Origin of the sequence: Saccharothrix sabaoui, from assembly GCF_051756985.1 — a bacterium.
Taxonomy (GTDB): Bacteria; Actinomycetota; Actinomycetes; order Mycobacteriales; family Pseudonocardiaceae; genus Actinosynnema.
This window is the reverse complement of record NZ_JBPKJK010000092.1, coordinates 13,802-35,460: the sequence shown is the minus strand read 5'-3', so window position 1 is coordinate 35,460 and position 21,659 is coordinate 13,802. Positions and strand designations below refer to the sequence as shown.

General features: G+C 71.8%; 13 protein-coding genes. 12 read left to right on the top strand and 1 reads right to left on the bottom strand.

Annotation, left to right across the window (positions count from 1 at the left end; genetic code table 11):
• Positions 1-522 precede the first annotated feature (522 nt).
• Positions 523-870: a hypothetical protein gene (locus ACR807_RS25770; RefSeq protein ID WP_438923987.1), complete on the bottom strand. Its 348-nt coding sequence runs from the start codon at positions 868-870 to the stop codon at positions 523-525.
• A 174-nt stretch (positions 871-1,044) separates the two neighbouring features.
• Between ACR807_RS25770 and ACR807_RS25765 the strand changes: the two genes are divergently transcribed.
• The 12 genes from ACR807_RS25765 (at position 1,045) to ACR807_RS25710 (ending at position 21,646) form a co-directional block, all read left to right on the top strand.
• Positions 1,045-3,921, top strand: a complete 2,877-nt coding sequence (locus ACR807_RS25765) for an AfsR/SARP family transcriptional regulator (protein ID WP_438923986.1) — start codon at positions 1,045-1,047, stop codon at positions 3,919-3,921.
• 108 nt (positions 3,922-4,029) lie between these two features.
• A complete protein-coding gene (locus tag ACR807_RS25760; protein ID WP_438923985.1) occupies positions 4,030-6,894 on the top strand; it encodes an AfsR/SARP family transcriptional regulator in 2,865 nt (954 codons plus the stop codon).
• A 265-nt stretch (positions 6,895-7,159) separates the two neighbouring features.
• Positions 7,160-7,525 carry a hypothetical protein gene (locus ACR807_RS25755; RefSeq protein WP_438923984.1) on the top strand — a complete coding sequence of 122 codons (366 nt, stop codon included), beginning with the start codon at positions 7,160-7,162 and terminating at the stop codon, positions 7,523-7,525.
• A gap of 451 nt (positions 7,526-7,976) precedes the next feature.
• Entirely contained in the window at positions 7,977-9,737 is a 1,761-nt protein-coding gene (locus ACR807_RS25750) for a phage tail sheath family protein (protein WP_438923983.1), read from the top strand.
• Positions 9,738-9,744: 7 nt separating this feature from the next.
• Complete coding sequence (locus tag ACR807_RS25745) at positions 9,745-10,269, top strand: phage tail protein (protein ID WP_438923982.1); 525 nt, start codon at positions 9,745-9,747, stop codon at positions 10,267-10,269.
• A 2-nt stretch (positions 10,270-10,271) separates the two neighbouring features.
• Positions 10,272-11,078 carry a hypothetical protein gene (locus ACR807_RS25740; protein ID WP_438923981.1) on the top strand — a complete coding sequence of 269 codons (807 nt, stop codon included), beginning with the start codon at positions 10,272-10,274 and terminating at the stop codon, positions 11,076-11,078.
• The gene (locus tag ACR807_RS25735) at positions 11,071-11,721 is read left to right on the top strand and encodes a hypothetical protein (RefSeq protein WP_438923980.1); all 651 of its coding nucleotides are present in this window, start codon (positions 11,071-11,073) and stop codon (positions 11,719-11,721) included. Before ACR807_RS25740 ends, ACR807_RS25735 begins: the two co-directional genes overlap by 8 nt.
• Positions 11,718-12,929, top strand: a complete 1,212-nt coding sequence (locus ACR807_RS25730) for a Pvc16 family protein (protein ID WP_438923979.1) — start codon at positions 11,718-11,720, stop codon at positions 12,927-12,929. Before ACR807_RS25735 ends, ACR807_RS25730 begins: the two co-directional genes overlap by 4 nt.
• The gene (locus ACR807_RS25725; protein WP_438923978.1) at positions 12,926-14,866 is read left to right on the top strand and encodes an ATP-binding protein; all 1,941 of its coding nucleotides are present in this window, start codon (positions 12,926-12,928) and stop codon (positions 14,864-14,866) included. Before ACR807_RS25730 ends, ACR807_RS25725 begins: the two co-directional genes overlap by 4 nt.
• Positions 14,857-15,102, top strand: coding sequence for a hypothetical protein (locus ACR807_RS25720; protein WP_438923977.1), 246 nt, complete (start codon positions 14,857-14,859; stop codon positions 15,100-15,102). The genes ACR807_RS25725 and ACR807_RS25720 overlap by 10 nt, the downstream gene beginning before the upstream one ends.
• Positions 15,099-21,044, top strand: coding sequence for an eCIS core domain-containing protein (locus ACR807_RS25715; protein ID WP_438923976.1), 5,946 nt, complete (start codon positions 15,099-15,101; stop codon positions 21,042-21,044). Before ACR807_RS25720 ends, ACR807_RS25715 begins: the two co-directional genes overlap by 4 nt.
• On the top strand, positions 21,041-21,646 hold the full coding sequence (locus ACR807_RS25710; protein ID WP_438923975.1) for a hypothetical protein: 606 nt from the start codon (positions 21,041-21,043) through the stop codon (positions 21,644-21,646). The genes ACR807_RS25715 and ACR807_RS25710 overlap by 4 nt, the downstream gene beginning before the upstream one ends.
• Positions 21,647-21,659 lie beyond the last annotated feature (13 nt).

Below are 21,659 nucleotides of genomic sequence, written 5' to 3'. Positions count from 1 at the left end.
ACCCCGTGCCTCCGGCCCCCCTTGCGGACCACGAAGCACGTCACGGCCCACACGCCGTCGTCTTGTCTTCATTCCGACCACCCCGAGGAACGCGGAGCGTCCGCAACTCCGAGTAGGCGATCCGGGGTTCGACGGCCACCCACCCCGCCGGCTCGCCGTAGGCGATCAACCCGTTGGTGGACGCGCCCGCTCGACCGCGAGCGGCCTGCTCCCGCTAAGCGGTGCCCCACCCCTCCTGCGGCTGTCCCGCCGGATCAATTCCCGAGCTCGAACCGCCGGCAGCAGCACTCACCGAGGTCGGAAGCCCCGAAACGGCCTCGACGTCGTCCCACGACGCCTCGTTGGCCGGGACGACCCGAACCTCCGCCTCGGTAATCGGCTCCACGCGCGGCATTGTGCCCGGGTAACCGACATGCAGGTGATCCACAGCCGCAGCGCTTCACGCCACAAGAGCGCGCTCACGGTCGCCGAGGGCGATCGAGAAGTGACCGAGTCGGTGTCCGGGCGGTTCCCGCCCGGTGTTCAGAGCGATTGGACCTCGACCGCGGAGTCGTGCACCTCGATGTCGCACCGGCCCTGCATCGGTGTGCTGTTGCTGCCGGAGACGGTGATCCAGTCCGTCCAGCGCCACGTGTCGTCCCCGGTCGGTTGCCTGCACAGACCACCCACCCGCACCCTGGACGGCGTGCGGCCCGCGGTGCAGGTCGCCCAGTACTCGGCGTCGAGGTGGCGCGGCGTGCACGACGCCAGTCCTGAAGCCCTGACGATCGCCGCACCGGTGTGCGGTGCGGCACCGGCCTGGTGCGGCACCGCCATGGAGGACGCGGCGCAGAAAGCGACCGTCACGGCCATCCGTCGATAGGTGTTCACGGGTTCTCCTGTCGATTCCCGCCCGACCTCCTGCCGGGACGCGTTCACGGTGAACGACTGGCGTTCGGTGATCACGCCGTGTTCTCGTGCTGCCTGCCGGATCGCTGGAATCGACCGGTCAGCGGTGTCGACCGCGAGGGCGCGGCGGTAGGGAGGTCCCTACGGGGAGGTTCGGTGGAACTGCGGTTGTTGGGCAATGTCGAAGGTCTGGTCGACGGCGAGCGACTGGAGGTGGGGCACGCTCGACAGCAGTGCGTGTTGGTCGTGTTGCTGATCGAGGTGAACCGAGTGGTGACAGTGCAGCAGTTCGTCGACCGGGTGTGGGCGGACGACCCGCCGCGCCGGGCGCGGGAAGTGGTCAGCAGCTACCTCTCGCGCTTGCGCAAGGTGTTGACCGTCGACGACCGCCCGGCGCCCATCCGACGGCGTTCCACCGGGTACGTGCTGGAGATGGACGAAAGTGCGGTGGACCTGCACCTCTTCCGGGAGTTGGTGGGCCTGGCCCGGTCGCAGGCCGACGAATCCCGCGCGGTGACCCTGTTGGAGCGGGCCTCACGGCTGTGGCGGGGACCGGCTTGTGCCGGCTTGGACACGCCGTGGATCAACACCGTGCGCGAAGAACTGGAGCGGGAGCGCTTCTCGGCCGACGTGGATCGGGTCGACCTGCGGTTGCGCTCGGGCAACCACGTCGAACTGCTCCCCGAGCTGACCGCCCGTGCCCGGGAACACCCACTCGACGAGCGCGTCGCGGGTCAACTGATGCTCGCCCTGCACCGCGGTGGCCGCCAGGCCGAAGCACTGCTGCACTACGACCGGCTGCGGCTGCGGTTGGCCGACGAACTCGGGGCCGATCCCGGCGCCACACTGCGCCTGCTGCACCAACGAGTCCTCACCGACGCCGCGGAACTGGCACCGCCTTCCCCGACGGGCGCTGCGGCGGTCGGAACCACGTCACCCGGATCGCCTGCTGCTGCGGCCCCTGAGCCGGCCGCGACCGACCCGGCGATCGTGCCCCGGCAACTCCCGGCCGCACCCGAGCCGTTCGTCGGCCGCGACAATGAACTGGGGCGACTCGACCTCGTCACGCTCAACGACTCCACCGCCGGACGCACCGTGGTGGTCTGCGCACTGGCCGGGGCGGGCGGCATGGGGAAGACCTGGCTGACGATCACCTGGGCGCACCAGCACTCCGAGTGGTTCCCCGACGGGCAGCTGTTCGTCGACCTGCGCGGCTTCAGCCCGGACTCACAGCCCATGGAGCCGGCGGTGGCCGTGCGAGGCTTCCTCGACGCCCTCGGTGTGCCGCGCAACCGCGTCCCCGTCGACCCGCACGCCCAGGCCGCGCTGTTCCGCAGCCTGGTCGCCAACAGGCGGATGCTCATCGTGCTGGACAACGCCGCCACCACCGACCAGGTCGTCCCGCTCCTGCCCGGTGGGAACACCTGCACGGTGGTGGTCACCAGCCGGCACCGACTGCCCGGCCTGATCACCGCGCACGGTGCCCATCACCTGTACCTGGACGTGCTCTCCCCGCCGGAAGGCCGTTCCCTGCTCACCCGCCGCCTCGGCGAGGAGCGCACGAGAGCCGAATCGTCGGCGGTGGACGACGTGATCCTGCTGTGCGGCGGGTTCCCGCTGGCCTTGGGCATCCTCGCGGCACGCGCCCACAGCCAGCCTGGAACCACCCTGACCGAACTCGTCGACGAACTCCGGGACACTGGCCTGATCGCGCTCGACAGCGACGAACCCGCCGCCAGCCTGCCCGCGGTCCTGTCGTGGTCCCTGCACCACCTGACCGCCGAGCAACGGCAGGTCTTCGCGCACCTGGGCACCGCCCCCGGTCCCGACACCGGGCTGCCCGCCGCCGCCAACCTCGCCGGTCTCCCCCTCGCCCGGACCCGGGCGCTGTTGCGCGGCTTGGAGGACGCCTGCTTGGTGAGCCGCGACAGCCGCGGTCGCTACCGCATGCACGACCTCGTGCGCGGTTACGCGGCCGCCCTCGCCGGCCACGAGCCTGCCGAGCCGGCGCGGCAGGCGGCGTTGCGGCGGCTGGTCGGGTTCTACGCGCACACCGCGTACACCGGCCAGGGACTTCTCGCTCCCCACCGACGCGCGCCGTGGGTCGACCCACCCGAACCCTCGTACCTCCCCCACCCGTTGCCCGACCTGTCTGCGGCCCTGACCTGGTTCGACGACGAAAGCCCTTGCCTCCTGGCCGCACTGGGCACCGCTACTTCACGAGGTTGGTACCGGATGGCGTGGCAACTGGTCTGGTGCCTGAGCGATTTCCTGGTCAGACGAGGGCGCCGACGCGACCACCTCGCCGTCTGGCAGACCGGGCTGGACGCCGCCGAACACCTCCAGGACCCCGCGGTCCTGGCCGTGTCCCTCAGGCGCCTCGGCAACTGCTGTGCCGACCTCTGGCAGCACGAACAGGCCGTCGAACACCTGCAACGGGCGCTCGTCCTGACGGAACAGCACCAGGACCACGTCAACGGGGCGAGCACCCGGCTGATGCTCGCGCGGAGCTGGCAGGTGCGGAGTTGGCAACTGCAACCCCCGGAGCAGGAAGGGGCCTTCCGGCAGGCACTGGAACACGCCGTGCACGCCGCGGGCCTCTTCCGCGTGCTGGAAGATCCCGGAGGAGAAGCCACCGCACTCAACGCCGTCGGGTGGTGCGCCACCCGACTCGGGGACCACGACCGGGCCCGTGAGCACTGCCAGGCCGCACTCCTCCTCTACCGCCGGCACCCCGACCCCGACGGCGAAGCGGACGTGTGGGAAACCATGGGGCACATCGCTCACCACACCGGCCACCACCGCGAGGCGATCGACTGCTACCAGCGATCACTCGCCCTGCTCGATGCTCTCGGCTACACCTACCACGTCGCCGCAGTCCGCGACCGGCTGGGTGCAACGCACGCCGCCCTGGAGCAGTACGAGCAGGCCCGAGCCCTGTGGCTCGCGGCGCTGGAGGTGTACCGCGAGCAACACCACCACGCTGCCGCCGATCGCGTCCAACGACAGTTCGACGCGTTGCCGCGGAGCTGATCCCGGTGTCTGAGCGAATGAGTGGAGGGCGTGCACGGCACCCTGCGGATCGCCTGTCCGGTGGGGGGGAATGGGAAGCCCAGCGGTGGTCGAGGGGAGAGTGCCGCCATGACGGTGGAACTGCGGCTGTTGGGTCAGGTGGAGCTCCTCGTCGACGGCTCCCGGGTGGATCTCGGGCACGCCCGCCGGCGATGCGTGCTGGCGGCGCTCCTGGCCGACGCCAACGAGGTTGTGACGACCGACCAGGTAGTGGACCGGGTCTGGGGAGAACAGCCGCCGCACCGGGCACGGCAACTGGTCAGCAACTACCTGTCCCACCTGCGTCAAGCGCTGGTCGCCGCCGACATCGCGGGAGCGGTGACGATCGAGCGACGTGGAGGCGGTTACGTCCTGCTGACCGATGCCGACCAGGTGGACGTGCACCGGTTCCGCGGTCTGGTCGCCCAGGCACGGACCACGGCGGAAGCGTCCCGTGCCCTGGACCTGCTGGGGCAGGCGCGCGCGCTGTGGCGGGGCGGGGCGTTGGCGGATCTGGACACGCCCTGGGCCGTCGCAGTGCGGGAAGGGCTGGAGCTGGAGCGGTTCGCCGCCGACGCCGAACGCCTCGACCTGGCACTGCGGCTCGGGCGGCACGCCGAGGTCCTGCCCGAGCTGACACTCCGCGCGACCACGCACCCGTTGGACGAACGCGTGGCCGCCCAACTCATGCTCGCCTCGTACCGCGGTGGACGTCAGGCCGAAGCCCTGGCCCTCTACCAGGACGTGCGCACCCGGCTGGCCGACGAGTTGGGTGCCGACCCCGGACCGGAGCTGCGACAGCTGCACCACCGCATCCTCACCGCGGACCCCACCCTGTCCTCGGCGACGGTGGGTGCGACAGCGGGATCGTGCTGCCCGGTGCCCCGGCAGTTGCCCGCGCCACCACGGCCGTTCGCCGGTCGTGCCGCCGAACTGGTCCACCTGGACGAGCTGTCGACCGACAAGCCGGGCGAACACCCGTCCGCGAGAGCGGGAGCCACGCCCAGGTCGAGGACAGCGACCGCCGGAGAGGTCGTCATCGCGGCGATCGGCGGAGTGGGCGGTGTCGGCAAGACCTGGTTGGCGTTGCACTGGGCGCACCGCAACGCCCACCGCTTCCCCGACGGGCAGTTGTTCGTCGACCTGCGCGGTTTCAGCCCCGGCAACCGGCCCTTGCACCCCGTGGCCGCGGTTCGCGGGTTCCTCGATGCCTTCGGTGTCGAACCCGATGGCATCCCGACTGACCTGGAGGCCCAGGCGGCGCTGTACCGCAGCGTGATCGCCGGCAAGCGCGTGCTGGTCGTGCTGGACAACGCGGCCACCACCGACCAGGTCCTGCCGCTGCTGCCGGGCACCCCCACCTGCACCGTGCTGGTCACCGGACGCACCACCTTGTCCTCCCTGATCGACCGGTACGGCGCCCGTCACCTGTCACTGGGCGTCCTCACCCGCGACGAGGCCCGCACCCTGCTGGCCCGACGCCTGGGGGAACAGCGGGTCGACGCCGAACCGGGAGCGATCGGAGAGCTGGTCGAGTTGTGCGGATACCACCCGCTGGCGTTGGCGATCGCCGCCCGCCACGCCGTGACCCGTTCACGGGTTCCGCTGGCCGCGTTGGCCGCCGAACTGCGTGATCTCGGACTGGAGGCGTTCGACCATGAGACCGATCCCACCGCCAGCCTGCCCGCGGTGCTCTCATGGTCCCTGCGTCACCTCACCGATGTGCAGCGCGCGGTGTTCGCCCTGCTCGGGATCGCGCCCGGCCCGGACTTCGACCTGCCCGCCGCCGCGTCCCTCACCGCTCTGCCCGAAGCCCGCACGCGCAAGGTCGTACGCGCCCTGGAGAACCACTCCCTGCTCGACCAACACCCGCACGGCCGCTACCGGATGCACGACGTGGTCCGCGCCTACGCCGCCACCACCGCCCTCAGCAGCCTCTCCGAGCCGGTGCGGCGAGCAGCGCTGGAGCGGGTGGTGGACTTCTACCGGCACACCGCCCACACCGCCGAAAACCTGCTCAACCCGCACCGTCGGCCGATCCGGCTCGATCCGCCCGCCCACAGAACCCACCCGCACCCGCTGCCGGACCAGCCGGCCGCGATGGCCTGGCTGGACACCCACCACCCGCACCTCCTGGCCGCCCAGCACACCGCCAGCGCCCACCACCGCCACGAAGCCGTGTGGCACCTGGCCTGGACCCTGACCACCTTCCACCAGTGGCGGGGGCACCACCCCGACGCGCTGGCCGTGTGGCGAGCCGCCGCCGACGCCGCCACCCACCTGCCGGACCCCGCCGCCCCCGTCGTGGCCCACCGGCTCCTCGGCCACACCTACGCGGAATCGGGGTGGCATGAGCAGGCAGTCGAACACCTGCACCATGCCCTCGCCTCGGCAGAACGGCACCACGACCTTGCCGAACAGGCGCACACCCACCATGAACTCGCGCGGGCCTGGGAATTCCAAGAGGACGACCGGAAAGCCCTGGAGCACACCCACCACGCCCTGCGCCTCTACCGCACCCTCGGGCACCCGGTGGGGGAAGCGCGCGAACTCAACACCGCCGGCTGGTACACGGCCCGGCTGGGCGACTACGACACCGCCCGCGACCACTGCCGGGCCGCCCTCGTCCTGTGCCGCCTGCACCACCACCGCGACGGCGAGGCGGCCACCCAGGACAGCCTCGGGTACATCGCCCACCGCACTGGCCAGCACCGCCAAGCGGTCAGGCACTACCGCCAGGCCCTCGACCTGTACCGCGCTCTCGGCAACAACGCCGAGGCGGCCCGCACCCTCGACAACCTGGGGCACCCCCACGTCGCCCTCGGCCAGCGCGCCCGGGCTCGCGCCGCGTGGCGACAAGCACAGGAGTTGTACCGGCAACAGGGGCGCAACGCTGACGCCCAGTGCGTCCAGGGACGGTTGGACAGCCTCGGCGAGTCCGCCGGCCCCACCTGACCGCCGTTCTCTGTGAACACCTCCAACATGTCTGTACCGCCCGGAGAAAATTCCACCCGTCGACCGCGGAGGTCGTGGGGTGCACGCGCACGATCAATACCGTGTGCCGTGAAACCAGACCTGACCAGCGGATTGTTGAAAATTTCGGAAAACCTGCGGAGTCGGCGGCGCACAGTGGAACACGCCGGCCCGCCCGGCTGTCGACCACCGAACCGCAGGAACCCGGTCGACCGCGGCACCCGGCGGGCCCGTCGAGGAGGAGCACATGAGAACGAGGATCTTGTCCACGGCATTGGCGTCCGCCGGTGCGATGGCGATCTCGCTGGCCGTTCCGGGCTCGGCGCTCGCCATCGATCAGGTGCACTGCAGGGTCACGCAGTGGTCCTGCGTGACCCCACCGATCAACACGGCCGGTTCCACGATCTTCCACGCCGCCACGACAGGGGTCGTCGGCCGTTCGTTCGTCCTCGTCCGCGATGTCGCGGTCCCCGGCTCGCCGGAGGTCGTCCGGGAGAACCGCAGCAGCGGCAACCACGACATCTGGCGTAATCGGGTGTACTCGACGTACCGGGCCGAGCTCCACTGCCCGGACAGCTGCGCCGGAGCCAGGATCTACTTCGCGAACGGCTGACACCCCGTCTGCGACGGAGACCGGATCACCGTCCGGGACGTCCCGGCGTCCCGGACGGCGGTTCGGCTCCACCGGACATCGCTCACCGGGTCACCCCGCGGGTCCGAAGACGCCAACGACTTGCAAAACCCGGGACTGAATCGAGAAACAGAGCACGAGAACAATGGATTCCGCACGACCAAGGAATGATCGGTTCCCGTTCACCCATTAGGATCAGATTCTTCGCAACGTCGCTCACCCGCTTGACACCCGGCACCTCCGGGTAAATGATCGGGTTTGATCCTTTGCGCCGGGGGGACTGGGGACCAGAGGGGCCGTTCGGGCTTGCTTCCTGCCCTTTCCTCCGCACACAGCAGTGTCGAGGAATCGTGGAGGGCGTATGCCTGTTTCACCGACCTACCCCGGCGTGTACATCGAGGAATTGCCGAGCCGGGTTCGCACGATTACCGCTGTGTCCACGTCGGTGTGCGCGTTCGTCGGCTACACGACGCGCGGTCCGGTGGACGAGGCGGTCACGATCACCGGTTTCGCCGACTTCGAACGGCGGTTCGGCGGGGTCGCCGCCCGCAGTCCGGTCAGCTACGCGGTGCGCCAGTTCTTCCTCAACGGCGGGTCGGTCGGCGTCGTGGTGCGGGTCGCCTCGAACGCGGAGCCCGCGTCGGTGGTGCTGAAGAACAGCACCGACAACCCCGCGAAGGCGCCGGGCGAGGCGCTGGAGGTGCGCGCGAAGGAACCGGGCGCCTGGGGCAACGGCCTGCGGGTGTCGATCGACTACGCGACGCCGACGCCGGACGAGACCTACACCCTGCGGGTCGGCGGTGAGACCTTCGCGGACGTCTCCCCCGACCCGGCGCACCCGCGCCACGTCGTCGCGGTGGTCAACTCCCGCTCGGACCTGATCACCGTGGACGACAAGGGGTCCGGCCTGCGGCCGGAACCGGTGGGCACGGTGTCGGGCGCGTTCGGCGAGGACCTGCCGGCCATCCCGGACGGGGACCTGGAGGTGAAGGTCCGCGGTGAGGACACCGTGCGCAGGACGCGGATCGGTGGCGCGCCGGTGAACCTGTTCGAGCTGGCGCTGGCGCTGGAGGCGGCGCTGCGCACGATCCCGGACACCCCCGGCTCCCGGACGTTCGGCGCGGCGCGCGTCGTGCCGATGGGCAACCGCCTCCAGGTGGTGTCGGGCTCCGACGACCCGGGCACCGTGCTGGAGTTCGGCGGCCCGGTCTCCGCCGCGCTGAACCTCAACGCGGCCCCGAACTTCACCGCCTACGCGGTGAACGGGACCGAGGGCCGGGACGGGGACGTCCCCGGTCCGGCCGACCTGATCGGCAACGAGCTGCTCAAGACCGGGCTGCACGCGCTGCGCGACGTGCCGGACGTGAACCTGCTGTGCCTGCCCGAGGTGTGCGGGTTCGAGTCGGTCGACCAGCAGGTCGCGGTGCTGGCCGAGGCGCAGCGGCTGTGCGTGGACAAGCGGGCGTTCCTGCTGGTGGACAGCCCGGTGGCGTGGAACACGCTGACCAGGGCGCGGGCGGGGCTGCCCGCGCTGGACGCGGTGCGCGGCGACCACTCGGCGCTGTACTTCCCGCACCTGGAGCAGGTGGACCCGCTGACCGGTCGGCTGCGGTCGTTCCCGCCGAGCGGCGCGGTGGCCGGGATCATGGCCCGCACCGACGGCGAGCGCGGCGTGTGGAAGGCGCCCGCCGGCACCGAGGCCCGGCTCACCGGCACGCGCGCGCTGACCGTGCCGCTCAACGACACCGAGAACGGCCTGCTCAACCCGCTCGGCGTGAACTGCCTGCGGTCGTTCCCGGTGATCGGCCCGGTGGTGTGGGGCGCGCGGACGCTGGACGGCGCGGACGCGCTGGCCTCGCAGTGGAAGTACGTCCCGGTGCGGCGGTTGGCGCTGATGATCGAGGAAAGCCTCTACCGCGGCACGAAGTGGGTGGTGTTCGAGCCCAACGACGAGCCGCTGTGGGCGCAGATCAGGCTGAACGTGGGCGCGTTCCTGAACACGCTGTTCGAGCGCGGCGCGTTCCAGGGCGCCTCCTCGCGCGAGGCGTACTTCGTCAAGTGCGACAAGGACACCACGACGCAGAACGACATCGACAACGGGATCGTGAACATCCTCGTCGGCTTCGCACCGCTGAAGCCGGCCGAGTTCGTCGTCGTCAGGATCGAGCAGCTGGCCGGGCAGATCGAGGTGTGAGGTTCGCATGGCCGAGTTCATCGTCAACCCCCAGCGGTTCGACCCCTACAAGAACTTCAAGTTCGTGGTGCTGTGGGACGGTCGTCCGGTCGCCGGGGTGTCCAAGATCAGTCCGCTGAAGCGGACCACCGAGGTGGTGAAGCACCGCAGCGGGGGCGACGCCAGCTCACCGCGCAAGTCCGCGGGGCGCACCGAGTTCGAGGCGATCACGCTGGAGCGCGGCGTCACCCACGACGCGGAGTTCGACCGCTGGGCCAACAAGGTCTGGTCGGTCGGGCAGGGTCGCGGGTCGGAGTCGTCGCTGCGGGACTTCCGCAAGGACATCGTGATCCAGGTGCTCAACGAGGCGGGGCAGGTCGCCGTGGCCTACAAGGTCTACCGGGCCTGGGTCGCCGAGTACCAGATCGTCGGCGAGCTGGACGCCAACGCCAACGCGGTGGCCATCCAGAGCCTGAAGCTGGAGCACGAGGGGTGGGAGCGCGACCCGGAGGTCGCCGAGCCCGAAGAGCCGTCCTTCCAGTTCCCGGCCTGACCGTGCGCGGCCCGGCGGAACTGCTCGCGACGTGGGAGTCGGGCCTGGCGGCCGGACCGGTGCGCCGCGCCCTGCTGTTGCAGGCGCTGACCGGCGAGGCGTCGCCGGACCTGGCGGTGGGCGCGCGGGACCGGCGGCTGTTCGGGCTGCGCCGCGCCCTGTTCGGGGATCGGCTGACCGGGTTGGTGGCGTGCCCCGGCTGCGGCACCGAGCAGGAGTTCGACTTCGACGTGGCCAACGTGCTCGACGCCGGGGTCGACGTGCCGGACGTGCTGGAGGTCGGGTCGGGGCCGTGGCTCGTGCGGTTCCGGCTGCCCACGTCGGCGGACCTGCTCGCGGTGGCGGCCGACCCGGCGGTGGCGCTCGAACCGACGGCGCTCGAACCGGCGGCGCTCGACCCCGCGGCGGCGCGGGACGTGCTGCTGCGCCGGTGCGTGCTCGCCGTGGAGCACGACGGGCGGCCCGTGCACGACGGGCGATCGGCGCACGACGGGCGATCGGCGCACGACGGGCCGCCGGTGCCCGGGGTGGTGCCGGCCGAGGTGGTGCGTCTGGTGGCCGACGCCGCGGCCGAGGCGGACCCGGCGGCCGACGTGCGCGTGGTGATGCCGTGCGTGGAGTGCGGGCTGCGCACCACCGCGACCGTGGACGTCGTGGGCCACCTGTGGGCCGAGCTGGACAGCTGGGCGCGGTCGCTGCTGGACGACGTGCACGCGCTCGCCTCCGCCTACGGCTGGACGGAACCGGACGTGCTCGCGCTGAGCCCCGTCCGCCGCCGCCACTACCTGGGACTGGTGGGCCGTGGTTGACCACTTCGACCGCCTGCTGGCGCGTGCCGTGCCGGGGTTCCCGGCGGCGGGCCCGGTCGCGCGCCCCCGCCTGCCGCACGTGTTCGAGCACGTCGAGGTGGAGTCGGAGGTCGAGGTGGAGGTGTGGTCGCCCCCGTCGCTCCCCCGGTTCCCGACCGCCGGGCCGCCCGCTCCCGGCGTCCCCGGCCCGGCGGGTGCGCGCGGACCGGCCGGGCAGCCGGCACCGATCCCGCCGGTGGCCGTGCCCCGCGCGGTGCCGGTGCCCGGCGAGACCCGGGTCGAGGTGTCGGGCACCCGCGTCACCACCGAGCGCGCCACCCGGCACGAGGTGGTCCGGGAGACGGTGCTGGAGCAGCGGTCGGAGACGGTGGAGGTGACCGTGCGGCCCACCGCGCCACCGGTCGCCCGACGCGGACCCCGGCGGGCGGGCGCGGTCGTGCCGCCGCCCGCGGTCGAGCCCCGGCGGGCCCCCGCTCCCCCGCCGTTGGCGGCCCCGGAGCCCGTCGTGCGGGTGTCCATCGGCCGGGTCGAGGTCGTCGCGGCGGCCCCGGAACGCGCCCGCCCCGCCCGCCCCGCGCCCCGGCGGCCGGAACCGGTGCTGAGCCTGGAGCGCTACCTCACCCGCGAGGACGAGCACCGATGAGCAACTTCCTGGCTGTCGCCACCGTCACCAGGGCGCTTCAGGGCTTCCTGGCCCGCGCGGTCACCGCGGTGGAGGTCGGCGCGAACGTCTCGACCACCAAACCGCCCGCGGAACCCACGACGGACGCCCTGGTCACCGTCTTCTGCTACCAGGTCACGCCCAACGCCGCGCTGCGCAACCAGGACGCGGTCACCCGCGGCCCCGACGGCACGGTGCTCAAGCGCCCGCAGGCCGCGATCGACCTGCACTACCTGATCAGCTTCTTCGGCGACGAGGTCGAGCTGGTGCCGCAGCGGCTGCTCGGCGCGGTCGCCGCCGCGCTGCACGAGCAGCCGGTCCTGACCAGGGCCGACATCCAGGACGCGGTGGGCAGGCCGCCGCTGCTCGGCTCGGACCTGGGCGCGTCGCCGCAGCTCGTGCGGTTCACGCCCGCGCAGGTGGACCTCGACGACCTGTCCAAGCTCTGGTCCACGATGCTCCAGACGCCCTACGCGCTGTCCGTGCCGTACCTGGCGAGCGCCGTGCTGCTCGACGGGCTGTCGACGCCGTCGTCGGGCACACCGGTGCTGGACCGGCGGATCGCGGTCACCGCGTTCACCAGGCCCGTGCTCGACCGGGTCCTGTCGGTCGCGCCGGACGCCCCGGCGGGCACGCCGCCCGACGACGGCCCGGTCACCGCCGACCGGCACCTGGTGCTGCTCGGTGCGAACCTCGCCGGCCCCGGGGTGGGCGCGCTGGTGGGCGGGCTGGACGCGGAGGTCGTGCGGGTGCGCGACGACGCCGTGGTGCTCGCGCAGCCGCCGGACCTGCCCGCCGGGGTGTGGCCGGTGCAGCTGCGCCACGACGTGCGGGTCGGCGGGTCGACGCGCCCCTGGCTGGAGTCCAACGCGGTGCCGTACGTGCGCCGGCCGCGGGTGCTGGACGTGGCGCTGGTAGCGGGCACCGCGGTGCGGGTGGAGCTGGACCTCCCGGTGGCGCCCGAGCAGCGCGTCCTGCTGCTGCTGGACGAGCAGGCGCCCGCGGGCGGGCCGCGCGGACACCAGTTCACCGCGCCGTTCCCCGCGTCGCCGGGCACCGAGCAGACCGTGCCGGTGCGGGACGTCGCGGCGGGGACCTACCTCGTGCGGGTGCGGGTGGACGGCGCGGAGAGCCCGCTGATCCACTCCGGCGGCACGTTCACCGGACCGACCCTCGACGTCACCGGGTGAGTGCGGTGGGGGGCGGGTGGTCCGAGGACGGCGACCGGCACCGGTCCGCCCTCGTGGACGCGGTCGACGCCGTCCTGGCCGGTCGGGACGGGGCGGTCGGCGGAGACGTGGCGGTCGGCGCGGACGGGGTGGACAGCGAGGGCGGGGCGGTCGGCGCGGACGGGGGCGGGCTGAGCGCGCTGGAGGCGGTGTGCTCGTGCTTCGGGCTGAGCACGTTCGAGCGCCGGGTGCTGCTGCTGGCCGTCGCCGCCGAACTGCGCCCGGACGCGCCCGTGCCGACGTTCGCGCACGCCTTCGCCGCGTTCGACGACGCGCACTGGAGCGCGACGACGCCGGTCGCGCCGCTGCGGCGGTGGCGGCTGGTCGAACCGGACCCCGGTCCCGTGCTGACCGCCGCGCGGCTGCGCGTGGACGAACGGGTGCTGCACTTCCTGCTCGGCGTGCCCTACCTGGACGACCGGCTGCGCGGCCTGGTGTCGCGGGTGGACGTGCCCGACGACCTGCCCGGGTCGCACCGGGAGGCGGCCGGCGCCGTGGCGGGGTGGTGGGCCGAGGGGCCGCACGCGCACCTCGTCGGGGCCGACCGGCACACCCGGTGGGAGGTCGCCGCGAGCGCCGCCCGGTCGGCGGGCGTGGCGCTGCACGCGCTGTCGTCCGACGACGTGCCCTCGACGGCCGTCGAGCGCGAGGCGCTGTGCGCGCTGTGGGAGCGCGAGGCCCTGCTGCTGCCGTCGGCGCTGCTGGTCGAGGTGACCGGTCGGGAGCAGGCGGCGGCGCGGGCGTTCGTGGACGGGCTGGGCGTGCCGGTCGTGGTGTCGGCGGACGACCCGGTGCCGGCGGGCAGGCGACCGTGGCCCCGGGTCGTGCTGGACCGGCCCACGCAGGACGAGCAGCGCGCGCTGTGGCGGTCGGCGCTGGACGGTTCGGCGCTGGACGGTTCGGCGCTGAATGGTTCGGCGTCGAACGGCGGTGGGGCGGGGGTGCCCGAGGAGCGGTTGCGCGACCTGGTGGCGCAGTTCTCGCTGCCCGCGCACGTCATCCGGTCGGCCGGGACGGCGGTGCGGCGCGCCTCCGGGGACCCGGCCGAGCTGGCCTGGCGCGCGGGCCTGGACCAGGCGCGGTTGGCGCTGGACGAGCTGGGGCAGCGCATCGAGCCGCGTGCGGTGACCGCGGACCTGGTGCTGCCCGAGGCGCAGCGGGCGGTCCTGCGCGAGGTCCTCGCGCACGTCCGGCAGCGGTCCACCGTGTACCAGCGGTGGGGTTTCGAGCAGGTGCTGCGGCGCGGTCTGGGCGTGACGGCGCTGTTCGCGGGCGGCAGCGGCACCGGCAAGACGCTGGCCGCCGAGGTGCTCGCGGGCGAACTGGGGCTGGACCTGTTCGTCATCGACCTGTCCCAGGTGATCAGCAAGTACATCGGCGAGACCGAGAAGAACCTGCGGCGGGTGTTCGACGCGGCCGAGGGCGGCGGCGCGCTGCTGCTGTTCGACGAGGCCGACGCGCTGTTCGGCAAGCGCAGCGAGATCAAGGACAGCCACGACCGGTACGCCAACATCGAGGTCAGCTACCTGCTGATGCGCATGGAGTCCTACCGGGGCCTGGCGATCCTGACCACGAACATGAAGAAGGCGCTCGACACGGCGTTCCTGCGGCGCATCCGGTTCGTGGTGGACTTCCCGTTCCCCGGGCAGCACGAGCGCGCGGAGATCTGGCGGCGGGTGATCCCGGCCGACACCCCGACCGCGGGCGTGGACGCGCGCCGGCTGGCGCAGCTCACCGTGGCGGGCGGCAGCATCCGCAACATCGCGCTGTCGGCGGCGTTCCTGGCGGCGGAGCAGGACGTCCCGCTGGGGATGCGGCACGTGCTGGCGGCGGCGCGCACCGAGTACCTCAAGCTGGACCGCTCGCTCACCTCGGCGGAGGTGGCCGGGTGGGTGTGACGGTGGAGATCGACGAGCTGGTGGTGACCGGTTTCGGCCGGGTGGACGCCGACGTGCTGGTCGAGTCGTTCCGGCGGGAGCTGACCCGGTTGCTGCTGCGCGCCCCCGTCGACGTCCCGGTGGACGCGGATGTGGTGGCGGGCGTGCCCGCGGTGCCCCGGACGTCGTCCGCGCGGGTGCTGGGCGTGGCCCTGGCGCGGTCGGTGCACAGCGGGTTGGGCGGGGGCGCGCCGTGACGCGGGCGGTGGCGCGCACGCCGGGTGAAGCGGGCAAGGGCAAGGACCGGTCGTCGGCCCCGGTCCGGCCGCTGCGCGAGCTGCGCGAGGTGCTGGCGTCACCGGGGCACCCGATCGACCTCGGTCTGCGGCGCGAGCTGGAGACCCGGTTGGGGCACGACTTCAGCGCGGTGCGCGTGCACCACGACCGGGACGCGGCGGCCGTGACCGACCTGCTGGGCGCGGACGCGGTGACCGTGGGCCGGGACATCTTCTTCGGGCACGGCATGTTCCGCCCGGAGACCCCCGACGGCCGGCGGCTGCTGGTGCACGAGCTCCTGCACACCGCGCAGGCCCCGTACCCGTCTGGGGCGGTGGCGCAGGGACGTGACGCGGGCGCGGTGTCGCTGCCCACCGAACCGCTGGAGGTCGAGGCCGAGCGGGTGGCGCGGTCGGACGAGGTGTCCCCCTCGCCGGTCCCACGCGGCGCGCAGGGTGCGGCGTGGATGCGGTACGCCACCGTGGACGCCGACCGGATGCGCACCGAGCGGCTCGACCCGGCGACGTTGGTGGACCGGTTGGTCGCGGGCGTGCTGCGCAGCCTGCGCGGCGACCCGGCCGACGCGTCGCGGCGGGTGCGGGCGCAGTTGGCGCGGTTCACGCCGGAGCTGCGCGTGGAGGTGCTGACCCGGCTGGAACGGCGGTTGCCGTCGTCGGACTACGCGCGGGTGCTGGCGCTGGTGGAGGAGGCGGGCACCACGCCGGGTCCGGTGGAGACGCCGAACGTGCCGGAACCCGTGCCGGAGCCCGAACCCGAACCCGTTCCCGAGCCCGAGCCGGGTGTGGAGCCGGAACCCGAACCGGGCGTCGAGCCCGAGCCGGAGGAGGAACCCCGGCCCGGGGAGCCCGAACCGGAACCCGTCCCGGAGCCCGAGGAGGAGAAGGAAGCCGAGGAGGAGAAGCCCGCCGAAGAACCCCCTGTCGAGGCCCCGGTCCCGGTCCCGGTTGAGGAGGCACCGGCCGGGGAAGCGCCCGCCGAGGAGGTCGCAGCCGCGCACCAGCCCGGCGCACCGGGCGCACAACAGCCTGCCGGCCAGGGGCCACCCGCCGGCGCGACACCCGCGCCCGAGGGCGCGCCCGCCGCGACCCAACCCGGTGAAGCGGCCCCGGAACGCGTGGAGGAAGCCGCGCAGGCCCCGGACAGCCCGCTCGTGCAGCACGGCCTGCTGGAACGTCCCGGGCAGGACGAGCGGGTGGAGGAGCAGGAAAAACCGATCGGCCTCGACCCGGCGGCGGACACCGAGGTGCCGGTACCGGAGCCCGAGGAGCCCAAGGCCGAGGACGAACCCCCGGAACCGCCGGCCCTCAAACCCGAGGACCACCTGCCCGCCACCGACCTGGACGTGTCCACCGTCCCCACCGCCGACCGCATCACCCTGCCCCCGAGCGGGTCGCCGCCACCGCAGCAGGCCCCGACCTTCCCCAGCCCGCCGCCGACCAAGGCCGAGCAGGCGGAGGAGCAGGACCCACCGGAACGAGCCGAAGCCGAACCGACCCCTGAAGCGACCCCCGAAGCGCCTCCCCCGCCGGTCACCGAGGAAGAACCGCCCGCCGAGCAACCGCTGGACGCCGAGGTAGGCCCGGAACCCGCTGCCGAACCGGTCACCGCCGCACCGGAACCCCTGGGCCCGATGGGCGCGGACAACGGCCGGGCGGAGGTCGCCGAACCTGGTGGCGCGGCGACCTCGGTCGACCCTGCGGCCCCCGAGCCCACCGCGTTCGCGGGCGACCCCGGTCCCGCCGCCGGTCCCGAACCCGCGGGCGGGGCTGGTCCGGCTCCGGACCTGGCGGGCGGTCCCGGTCCCGGTGGCGGCGCGGGTCCGGGTCTCGGTGGTGGGGTCGACACGCCGGGCGCAGCGGACGTGGACGCGGGTCCGGCTCCCGAGGCGTCACTGGAACCCGGCGGTGGCGGCTGCGACGGCGGCCCCGCCCCGGCCGAGCCCGAAGCCGCGGGAGCCGGCGGCGGCTGTGGTGGGGGTGGCGGTGGCGGTGGCGGTGGCGCAGCGGCTCCCGCGCCCGCCGAACAGCGGCAGGCACCCCTGCCGGACGTGTCCGGCCAGCCGCCGGAGGGGGCGCTGGCCACGGTGGCGACCCTGCCGCCGGACACGATGCAGACCTCGTTGTCCCAGGTGGACGCGGCGGCGTCGAACGACGTCGCGAAGGAGCAGCAGGCGTTGCAGGCCGCTCCCCCGACGACCACCCGCCCGTCCGGCGCCCCGCAGGTCCTGACCGGCCCGCCCGAGGCCGCGCCGCCCGGCGACCCGGTGCAGGTGGAGCTGACCAAGGCCAAGGAGACCCAGGCCGCGGAGGAGCAGCGCCAGGCCGAGGCCAAGCGCGTCGAGGGCGGGAACCAGGCGCAGCAGGTCCCCCGGCCGCACGTGGCGGGCAACGCCGAGGGGCAGATGTCCGAGCAGGAGGTCCGGGACGTCCAGGACGCGGTGGACAACGTCCCGACCACCGATCCGGCGCTGAACACCACCGTCGGGCCGGCCCCGAAGGTCGAGCTGACCGGCGAGCACGACCCGGCGCGCACCGACGAGCAGACGACCGAACTGCGGAACGCCTCCACCACCCTGCACACGGCGGGTCGCGAGGAGTCGGCCAAGCCGATGGGCGAGGACCAGGTCTTCCCCAACGCGCCGCCGGAGACGCTGACCGCCCAGGTGCCCTCGGCGGAGGGCGGCGGGGGTGGCGGCCCGGTCCAGGCGGGTGGTGCCGACCAGGGCGTCGCTGTCGTCGCACAGCAGGAGCGGGGAGCCGAGATCCAGGCGGGCGTGGCGCGGGGCCAGGCCCAGATGGGTACCGAACGGCAGACCAGGCAGCAGGGCGAGGCCCAGGCGAAGGCGGACCACGAGGCGCAGGTCGCGCAGCAGGTCCAGGAGAACAGCGCCGCGCAGGCCGACGAGCGCGGCAAGGTCGCCGCGGACGTGCAGGCGCAGCGCGAGGGGTGGCGGGCCGAGCAGGACGCCAAGGTCGAGGAGAGCAACAGCGAGGCCACCGAGGAGCACGAGGCGTCGCGGACCGGCATCCACGAGGAGAAGGAGGACACCGACAAGGAGGCCGAGCAGCGTCAAGAGGACGACAACGACAAGATCCAGCACGAGCGCGAACAGGCCGAGGAGAAGGCGCGCAAGGAGAAGGAGGCCAAGCAGAGGGAGTCGGAGGGTGGCGGCTTCTTCAGCTGGATCGCCTCCAAGGTCAAGAGCTTCTTCGAGGGCCTGCTCAACGCGATCACCGCGATCTTCGACGCCGCGGTCGCACTGGTCAACGGCATCATCAAGACCTTCGCCTCGATCGTCACCGGCCTGATCGACGCCGCCCGCAACGCGATCATCGGTTTGATCAACGCGCTGGCGACCGTGCTGCTCAAGCTCTGCGACGTCCTGGCGCTGTTCTTCCCCGAGCTGGCCGCGCGAATGCGCAAGGGCATCGAGGCCGCGCGCGACGCGGCCGTAGCCGCCGTGAACAAGCTGGCGGACGCCCTGAAGGCGGGCGTTGAGTTCCTGCTGAACAAGCTGGCCGAGGCGTTGACCGGCTTGCTGCGCCTGCTGGAGAAGGGCCTCAAGGCGGCGGTCGAGGTGGTGCGCAGCGCGGTCAACGCCGCGATCGAGTTCGCCAAGGCCGCGATCCAGATGCTCGGCGAGTTCGCCGCGATCATCGCCGACATCGCCTCGATGGGCGTGGGCGCGTGGCTGGGCAAACTCGGTGCGGCGGCGGTCGAGGGAATTCGCAACCACCTGTGGGACGCCATCAAGGTGGCCGTGCGGCAGTGGTTCAACGAGAAGGTCCAGGCGATCGTCGGGCTGGGCAAGACCGTGATCGACGTCCTGGTCAAGGGCTGCATCAACATGGCCAAGATCGGCAAGATGGTGTGGGACGCGATCATCGCGGCGCTGCCCGTGATGATCGTGATGGTCGTGGTCGAGCGGCTGGTGTCCCTGATCGTCCCCGCCGCCGGTGCGGTGCTGGCCGTGGTCCAGGGCCTGATGGCGGCGTGGGGGACGATCAGCAAGATCATCGCCGCGGTCGGGGCTTTCATCGCCTTCGTGAAGGCGGTCAAGGCCGGCCCCGCCGCCTGCCTGTTCGCGGCGGCCGTGGCAGCCGGTGTGGTGGCGTTGCTGGAGTTCATCACGAACTTCCTGATGGCCAAGCTGGCCGGTGCGGCCAAGGGCGTGGGCAACGCTTTGAAGGGGATGGCCAAGAAGATCATGGCCGGCCTGAAGCGGGCTGGGAAGGGCACGCGCAAGGCCGCCGGTCGTGCGGTCAACGCGGCTCGTCGCGGGGCGCAACGCGCGGGTGCCGCCCTCCGCCGCCCTCCGGGTCGCCCGCGCCCCGGACGTCCCGTCGCCCGTCCCACGCGCTCCGGCGCGCCCGGTCGCCGCCCTGAGCGCCCCGGCCGTCCTGGTCGTCCAGCTCGTCCTGAGGCCGGTTCGTCCCGGAGTCGAGCGAACCAGGCGAAGAGGGCCGTGGCGAACGGGGTCAAGCGGGTCGCCACGACGCTGAAGAAGGTCGGGAAGAAGGTCGCGAACAGCAAGATCGGCAAGTCGCTCATGAATACTGCGAAGAAGCTGAGGGACAAGTACCGGAACTTCCGCGACCGCATGAAGGCCAAGGCCAAGCAGCGGCAGGACGCCAAGCAGAAGCGCGACGAACAGAAGAACTCCCCACAAGCGAAGCAACGCCGCCTGGACCTCATCGTCGCGAAGATCAGGCCCAGGATCGATTCCATGCTGCGACGAGGGATGCGCAATGGAACACTCCGCACTGTTCTGACTTCGTTCCGGGCCTGGTACCGACTAAATGAACTGTCCACCACCGGCAATGAGAACTTCAGAATTCGGGCACGTTTAAACCCTACCGAAGTTTTCTCGAACGGCGCCACAGTCGACCGGGATCGGCTTCTGCTCTTCCTCCGCAGAGTCGGCCGCGAAGTGGTCTACTCGCGCACCTCGGCCACCGGAGCTGCCACCGGCATAACCAGGACGACCGAGCTGCGCGGAGTCGACCCCAAGCCGCGAACCGTCCTCAAGGTCGAGGAAGGCGTCGGGTTCGGAGCGATCCAGCGGTACTCACGCGGCATGCCAGCCGAGTACACGTTCGTCCACGAGGACATCGACTTGAAGCGCAGCCGGGGGGACCCCATCACGGTCACCCGCTACCAGGGTTTTTTCAAAGCCCTGATGAGCCGCTTCCAGCGAATAAGAAACAAGGTCGTGCGGGTCAACTTTCCCGCAGCGTCGAAGACCAGCAAGAGCGGGTCAGCCGCCATCCCCACTTCGGGCACGAACACCAAGCACAAGGAGAGCTACCTGAAGATCATCAGCAACCTGCGTGAGCTGGGCGTTGGCAGAACCATAACCTCCCAGATAGCCGAGCTTTTGAAGGGTGGTCGCAGCCATGGACCGGACATGCAGTTGGCGGCGGAACTTGCCGACATCTTCAGCGATGTCGAAGGGATGCGCAGCATATCTGCGACGACGACAAGCGCCCTGATGATCGAGACGGCGATGCGCGGCGACTTGAGCCAGGAGCTGCCCAAGTTTCAGATGACGCCGGTCGGCGCCCAGGCTGCGGCAACCGAACTCGACGACTATCTCAACCACGGCAGACTTTCAGGCATGCAGGAAAGCCAACTCAGCAACCCCGCCAAAGAAATGATGAAGGCGGAGATGGCAATCGTCGAAGCGTGGATAAAAACTCTGGACATCAAGGTCGACCGGTCTTCGAAGAAGTCGACAGAGGACCAACTGTACGACCAGATACGAAAAAGGGTGCACGCCATGTACGGCACCGCCCCCAAGGAAGTCAAGATGTTCCAGCTCTGGCAAGACGCGAAACGCCGAGGGATAGACTGGCAGACCTTCGTGCGCATGTACCAAGCCAGAGGAGAGTCGACCCCGTGATCGAAAAACGACATCGAGCCCGTTCGCTCGTCCTGCGCACCGATCCGTCGACCGCCGAAGCGGAAGTCGAACGATTCGCGGACGCGCTGGGGTGGCCCTGCCGCGGGGAAATCCCGGCAGATCCCCGCCAAGGCATCCCATATGAGGTCCAGTGGTCGGCCGGCCCCGCCCTGACCCTCCATTTCCTGATCGACGACCTGTCCAATACCCCCGCCGTGACGGTCAGCGGTGACGACCCGCAAGCCGTAGACGCCGCCGCACAATTGACCGCGAAGCACCTCAACACCTTCTCGACCGACGAACTGCTTGAGTCCGCCCGCAGAACGCGTCGCGCAGCCGATAAAGCACGGGCGCTCGTCCAAGCCGGGATAGGAGCTTCCGAGAACTTCAACCAACCTCTCTTCAACGAGATCAGGGACAACTTGGCCAACAAGGATACGCGCCTGCGGGAAGCAGCTATATGGGCTATGTCGTACGTACCTTTCCCCCAGTATCGAGAATTGCTACAGACAACAGCGCAGGAAGATCCGGACCGACGTCTGCGCGATATTGCACGTAATGTTCTCGCAGCATTCGACCGGGGTGGTGTTCCTGGCTCATGACCCGCTACCTCGA

Bases quoted from the DNA above. Each gene is read 5' to 3' on its own strand.
- ACR807_RS25760 (WP_438923985.1), top strand. From the start codon at position 4,030: ATGACGGTGGAACTGCGGCTGTTGGGTCAGGTGGAGCTCCTCGTCGAC.
- ACR807_RS25755 (WP_438923984.1), top strand. From the start codon at position 7,160: ATGAGAACGAGGATCTTGTCCACGGCATTGGCGTCCGCCGGTGCGATG.
- ACR807_RS25745 (WP_438923982.1), top strand. From the start codon at position 9,745: ATGGCCGAGTTCATCGTCAACCCCCAGCGGTTCGACCCCTACAAGAAC.
- ACR807_RS25730 (WP_438923979.1), top strand. From the start codon at position 11,718: ATGAGCAACTTCCTGGCTGTCGCCACCGTCACCAGGGCGCTTCAGGGC.